This window comes from Paenibacillus pasadenensis, assembly GCF_023715725.1.
Lineage (GTDB): Bacteria > Bacillota > Bacilli > Paenibacillales > Paenibacillaceae > Paenibacillus_O > Paenibacillus_O pasadenensis_A.
The window spans coordinates 1-420 of the sequence record NZ_JAMBOT010000064.1 but is presented as its reverse complement, the minus strand read 5'-3'; the positions used below and the strand labels follow the sequence as shown (position 1 = coordinate 420).

The following is a 420-nucleotide window of genomic DNA, read 5'->3' as shown; positions in this document are numbered from 1 at the left end:
ACAGCTCCCCGAGGCCTATCGTGGTTCGCCACGTCCTTCTTCGGCTTCTGGCGCCTAGGCATCCTCCGTGCGCTCTTAGTAGCTTAACCATCTTGTCCAAGGACAAGTTCCAGTTAAGACCACAGCTATCGGATGTTTCAGCATTTCATATCGTTCGTATCCAGTTTTCAAGGTACAAGATAAAACAGTATTGGTGGAGCCAAGGAGGATCGAACTCCTGACCTCCTGCTTGCAAGGCAGGCGCTCTCCCAGCTGAGCTATGGCCCCGTATAAGGTTGCGTCTCCTAAGAGACGAAATGGTGGGCCTTAGTGGACTCGAACCACCGACCTCACCCTTATCAGGGGTGCGCTCTAACCAGCTGAGCTAAAGGCCCTCGTCGATATGGACTTGGAACACCTGAAGCTTTTCTCGCCATCCCC

At 53.3% G+C, this 420-nt stretch carries 2 tRNA genes and 1 rRNA gene; all 3 read right to left on the bottom strand.

From position 1 onward, the window contains the following. Nucleotides 1-89: ribosomal RNA gene (locus tag M3223_RS23990) — 23S ribosomal RNA — on the bottom strand; the annotation flags it as partial. A 102-nt stretch (nt 90-191) separates the two neighbouring features. Further along, nucleotides 192-267: transfer RNA gene (locus M3223_RS23985), tRNA-Ala, on the bottom strand. 30 nt (nt 268-297) lie between these two features. After that, nucleotides 298-374 (bottom strand) — tRNA-Ile (locus M3223_RS23980). Between the last annotated feature and the right edge of the window lie 46 nt (nt 375-420).